Source organism: Phytoactinopolyspora endophytica (assembly GCF_004138495.1).
Classification (GTDB): Bacteria; Actinomycetota; Actinomycetes; order Jiangellales; family Jiangellaceae; genus Phytoactinopolyspora; species Phytoactinopolyspora endophytica.
The window spans coordinates 252606-257666 of the sequence record NZ_ML142856.1; the positions used below are offsets into that span (position 1 = coordinate 252606).

The 5061-nt window shown below is 67.6% G+C and carries 8 protein-coding genes; 4 read left to right on the forward strand and 4 right to left on the reverse strand.

Translation table 11 applies throughout. The features are described from left to right. The coding region (locus tag ELR45_RS38200) for a histidine kinase N-terminal domain-containing protein (RefSeq protein WP_205856774.1) at window positions 1-629 on the reverse strand (629 nt) is incomplete at its 3' end. A 118-nt stretch (window positions 630-747) separates the two neighbouring features. Here ELR45_RS38200 and ELR45_RS17465 point away from each other — a divergent pair. After that, entirely contained in the window at window positions 748-1656 is a 909-nt protein-coding gene (locus ELR45_RS17465; RefSeq protein ID WP_205856775.1) for a DUF2785 domain-containing protein, read from the forward strand. Between the two features lie 35 nt (window positions 1657-1691). On the opposite strand, the gene ELR45_RS17470 is transcribed toward ELR45_RS17465, so the two are convergent. After that, a complete protein-coding gene (locus ELR45_RS17470) occupies window positions 1692-2663 on the reverse strand; it encodes a helix-turn-helix domain-containing protein (RefSeq protein ID WP_129667523.1) in 972 nt (323 codons plus the stop codon). Window positions 2664-2756: 93 nt separating this feature from the next. Here ELR45_RS17470 and ELR45_RS35390 point away from each other — a divergent pair, with 93 nt between their 5' ends. Then, window positions 2757-2924 carry a hypothetical protein gene (locus ELR45_RS35390; protein WP_165367869.1) on the forward strand — a complete coding sequence of 56 codons (168 nt, stop codon included), beginning with the start codon at window positions 2757-2759 and terminating at the stop codon, window positions 2922-2924. Between the two features lie 136 nt (window positions 2925-3060). On the opposite strand, the gene ELR45_RS17475 is transcribed toward ELR45_RS35390, so the two are convergent. After that, the gene (locus ELR45_RS17475) at window positions 3061-3279 is read right to left on the reverse strand and encodes a biotin/lipoyl-binding carrier protein (protein ID WP_240759815.1); all 219 of its coding nucleotides are present in this window, start codon (window positions 3277-3279) and stop codon (window positions 3061-3063) included. 124 nt (window positions 3280-3403) lie between these two features. On the opposite strand from ELR45_RS17475, the gene ELR45_RS17480 reads away from it, so the two are divergent. Together ELR45_RS17480 and ELR45_RS42780 are read left to right on the forward strand one after the other, a co-directional pair. Then, window positions 3404-4216 carry a DUF5317 family protein gene (locus ELR45_RS17480; RefSeq protein ID WP_129667525.1) on the forward strand — a complete coding sequence of 271 codons (813 nt, stop codon included), beginning with the start codon at window positions 3404-3406 and terminating at the stop codon, window positions 4214-4216. After that, window positions 4209-4283, forward strand: coding sequence for a 50S ribosomal protein bL37 (locus ELR45_RS42780; protein WP_420813901.1), 75 nt, complete (start codon window positions 4209-4211; stop codon window positions 4281-4283). Before ELR45_RS17480 ends, ELR45_RS42780 begins: the two co-directional genes overlap by 8 nt. Window positions 4284-4293: 10 nt before the next feature. On the opposite strand, the gene ELR45_RS17485 is transcribed toward ELR45_RS42780, so the two are convergent. Continuing rightward, a partial coding sequence (locus ELR45_RS17485; protein ID WP_205856776.1) for an NAD-dependent epimerase/dehydratase family protein occupies window positions 4294-5061 on the reverse strand: 768 nt, incomplete at its 5' end.

Sequence of the window (5061 nt, forward strand, 5' to 3'; positions counted from 1 at the left end):
CCGACCAGATCCGCGGTGAGCCCGAGCCTCCGGTACACGGACATGGCGTTGGGGCTCGCATATCGGACGGTACCCTCGGCGTCGACCCGGACCAGCCCGTCGCCGACGCGCGGCGCTCCCCGCCGGCCCATGTCGGTCCGTCGGGCATGCGGGAACCGGCCTTCGACGATGAGCTTGGCGAGGTCACCGGCCGACTCGAGGTAGGCGAGTTCGAGTCGGCTCGGGGTCCGGACGGATACCAGGTTGGTGTGCCGCCCGATCACCCCGATGATCCGGTCCCGCCGGCGGACCGGGATCTGCTCGACCCGCACCGGCACGTCGTCCCACCACTCCGGGTCACCTTCGCGTTTGATCGCGCCCTCTGCGTACGCCGCGTCGATCAACGGCTTACGCCCTTTGGCCAGGAAATTCCCGACGACGTCCTCGACGTACGCCGTCGGTCCCGTCGTGGGGCGCATCTGAGCGACCGCCCAGTAACCGGCGCCGTCCTTGTCGGGCACCCACAGCACCAGGTCCGCGAAAGACAGGTCCGCCATCATCTGCCAGTCCGCGACCAGAGCGTGCAGCCACTCCAGTTCCGCCTCGGTGAGGTCGGTATGGCGATGGACGACATCGTTCAACGACGGCACTCGTCGAGGTTACCTCCCCAGCCCGTCCTGGCGTTCCACCGGTCCGCGTCGCCTGTTATCGATCTGAAGCCGGACCTCCCCTCGTCAAAGAGAGGGTGCATCTGGGAAGATTCTATTCGTGCAGAGGTCGTCGTACTGGGAGCGGGTCGTCGCCGAGGGCTACCGCGTACCCCAGGGCGAGGCGCTCGATGAGCTGACCACAGAGCTCGTCGCCATGCTTGGCGAACCCGACCCGCACGTCCGGGACGGCATCGCGTACTCCGTGCTGCACACCTGGATCTCCGAAGGCGTCTACGATCACCTGCTCAGCGGGCTGGGCGACGGCTTGGCGTATGGCCTCAGAGAGAGCGGCGGCGACGACGAGGAGACGGTGCTGCGGCGGTCATACTCCGCGCTCACCCTGGGGGCCGTCGTCGCGCGTGACAACCTGATCTACAGCCTGTCACCCACGGTAGTCCTCACCTGGGCCGACTACGCGGTGGCGTGGTTTCTCGGCGAGGAAGACCTGCGCGGCTGGGAGCCGGACGTGGGGTGGGTGCACGCCATCACACACGGCGCCGATCTGATCGCCACCTTGACGGCCTCTCGCCACCTTGGGACCGACGAGCTGACGGTGCTTCTCGATGTGATCGCCGAGCGCCTGCTGAAGCCGACGGAGCAGCGGTTCAGCGGCATGGAGGACGAGCGTCTCGCGTTCGCCACGATGTCCTTGCTCCACCGTGATCTCGTCCCGACGGAGACGGTGGAGGCATGGCTGGAACGGCTCGCAGAGCGTATCGCCGGATCCGAACCGCCGAACGGACCGGAGTCTCCGAACCGGGCCAACATCACCGCCTACCTCCGGGCCCTCCACCTCCAGCTGCTGCTCGGTGTGCACGGCACGCCGGCCCAGGACGCGTCGGCGTCGCCGCACACGGCGCCGGCAGCACGCACCGACCTGCTGATCGCGCTGCAGAACGCGTTGCGCGCCGGCTCGCCCTGGCTGTACCGGCAGACCGCGGGACCGCCGCCTCAGCCGTCGAGGTGAGCAGCACCTCGGGCGGTGTGCGGCGTGCAGCGCCTTTAGCTTGTGTGGTGGTGGAACGTCGCCCGATACGCCTGAGGCGTCGTCCCGAGACGACGGCCGAAGTGGTGCCGGAGTGCAGCCGCGGTACCGAACCCGGTGGCGGTCGCGATCGCGTCAACGGTGTCGTCGCCCCGTTCCAGCATCCGCTGCGCCGCCGCCACCCTCCGTCCCAGCAACCAGTCGTACGGTGTGGTGCCGGTCTCGGCGCGGAAGCGTCGAGCGAACGTCCTCGGTGACATCGAGGCCATCACCGCCAGCCCGTCGATCGTCAGCTCGTCGTCCAGGTGCGCTTCCATATAGTCGAGGATGCCCGCCAACGTGTGTGCCGGCGTCGGCCGGACCGGCGCCTCGACGAACTGGGCCTGGCCACCGTCCCGGTGCGGCGGTACCACCATCCGGCGGGCCACCATCGTCGCGACCTCCGCCCCGAACTCCTTGCGCCACAGGTGCAGGCAGGCGTCGAGCCCGGCCGCCGTTCCGGCGCTGGTGATCACCGGATCGTCGTCGACGTACAGCACGTCGGGATCCACCTTCGCGGCCGGGAAACGCTCGGCCAGCTCATCGGTGTACATCCAATGAGTCGTGCACCGCCGCCCGTCCAGAAGCCCGGCGACGCCCAGGACGAAGGCGCCTGAACAGACCGAGAGCACGCGCGCTCCGCGTTCCACGGCCGCACGCAGCGCCGAAAGGACCTCCTCCGGGTACAGGTCCCGCCGGGCGTCGACCAGGTTCCGGGGCACCGCCGGAATGCCGATCAGGTCGGCGTCGGCCAGCAGTTCCGGGCCGTTGGGCACCATGAGATCAAAGCCCATCGAGGTCGGCACGGCGCCGGGCCGTGGCGCGCACAGCGCGAAATCGAACGTGGGCAGCCCCTGGTCCGAGCGGTCGACCCCGAAACTCTCACAGAGCACACCCAGCTCGAACGGTGCGACACCAGGGAACGCGACGACGGCGACATTCTGGAGCATTGCTCCATTCTGGCAGGACTTTGGCAGGAAGTCGATGCTAGACGACAGTCCTGCCACTGTTGGCAGGATGCCGATAGTAGAAGACTTTCTGCCATGTTCCTCTACATCGTCCTACTTCTGGCTCTCATCGCCGCGGTCGCGTGCATGGTCCGGTGGGTACGTGTCGACGGCGGGCCACAGCCGGCGTCCAGGCACCACCATGAGAACGAATGGTCGCAGGACCTCCCCAGCTGCCCCTACACCCAGCGCATCCTGCCCTGACTTGGTTGCGCAGAGTGGGGCGAGGAGATCTCCAGGCCCGGGGTTACGCCGGGCATATCGCACCCGGTCGGTCTGTGGCCCGGTTGGGCTTTAGCCTGGCGATCTCCTTGCCCCACTCTGCGCGATGGCCAGAGAATCAGGCTGAGAGAACCACCAGGATGTCACCTTCTTGGACGACGTCCCCGGCAGCGACCTTGACATCGGCGACGACGCCGGCGTTCTCGGCGAGCACGGGGATCTCCATCTTCATCGACTCGAGCACGAGCAGCGTGGCGCCGGCCTCGATGCGATCGCCTTCCGACACCGCAACGGAATGCACATTCGCCACCATCTCGGCAGCCACCTGCTCGGCCACGTGACTTCTCTCCTTAAGGCTCATGACACCTGATGCGCAGTTCACCCTACGCCGCCCACCTGTGAACATAGAGGTCGCACCTGACGGGCGTGGCATCCACAAGTTCGCACCCATCACGGCCACTATGAATAATGTGGTCCTCGTTGTGCTCGCGCTGGCGGCCGGCTTAAGCGTCGGCTACGCCAAGCGCGGCAGCCTGCGCCGGCTCGCGGATCCCCCGCCCGCGCGGAACCGCCTGCTGCTCACAGCGCTCGGCCTGTACATCCTCGCGGTCTTCGCGAGCTGGGCCTGGGACTCGGCCCTGGCGATACTGTCAGGACTGGCCTGGCTCGTCGTGGCCTTCTACGCATGGGTGAACCGCTGGGCACCGGGTGCACGACTGATCGCGCTCGGGATCGCAGCGAACGCGTTCGTGCTCATCTTCAACGGCTCGGTGCCCGTCTCGCCCGACGCGGCGGCTCGCGCCGGGGCGGAGGCAGAGGTCGTCAATACCGACAGCACCGAGCCGGCCGACGACTCCACGCGCCTCTCGTGGCTCTCCAAGAACATCCCAGTGGCGTTCCCACCGCGGCCCGAGGTGGTCAGCCCCGGTGACATCGCGATCGCCGCCGGACTCGCCGCCGTCCTTGCGACCGGGATGACCGGACGACGGCCCAGCACCAACGTCCTGCCGGACAGGCGCCGCTACCGCTACCCCGAGGACGACGGTCGCGACGAAGCCACCACCGACCACCTGGTGGACGACGCGGACGCGACCGCGGAGTCGCACGCGTCACACGATGACGCATCGACCACGCCGAATGTGGCGGCATCGCGTACGTCGCACGGAAGAGTCCACAGCATCCATGCGACAATGAGGGGCCGGAGAAAGGGCGACACCGCCCCGATCCGGCACCAGAGTCCCAGTCGAGACGACTTAAGGAGTGGCCATGGGTAAGAAGGCGCGCAAGCGCAAGGGCCGCAAGAAGAGCGCAGCCAACCACGGCAAGCGCCCCAACGCGTGACGCTCTGCAGCTAGCGAGCGATGCCGGACCGTCGTCCGAGGCACATGCCACCGACGCCGTCCGGCAGCTCGGCTGCGAACTCCTCCGAATCACCCATGGGTTCGTATCGTAGGTCCCGCCTGGCGTTGTCAATGTCGTAGGCGGTACGTGTGTTGGCAGAGACCCCGAAATACGTCCCATAGGACACATCCGCGTCCAGCGCAGCCCGGACCATCCGCTGAAGGTCGTCCGGAGCCAGCCAGCCAGCCAAGGCGCCGGTGTCGACCGGCCGCCATTGACACGCACCGAGTCTCAACACCACGACCGACACATCGCTGGTGGCCGAGACCATATGACCATATCCTTCGGCGAACACCTTGGTCGCGCCGTAGGCACAACAAGGGCGCGCGGGCCACGACGGCTCGATGACGCCCATGTCCGATCCGACATATCCGCCGACCGCATGCACCGAACTGGCCAGCACGACCTTTCGCACACCCAGCGAGCGTGCTGACTCGAGCACGTTCACCACGGCGTCGATGTTGGGGGCACGCAGATCAGCCCACCGAGCCATGGGCATGGGGTTCGCCGCAAGATGGACCACGGCGTCGACGCCGCTCAAGACCGTCGACACGAACCCGGGATCCGCCAGATCCCCGACCGCCATGTCCGCACCGGCCCATCCGGAGAACTCCCGGACATCCACCGCGCGAACCTTGACGCCGTCGAGGCCGGGCCACAGCATCTGCGCCACGTTGCCGGCCGCACCCGTGACGAGAACATTGGATTCCACGGCACC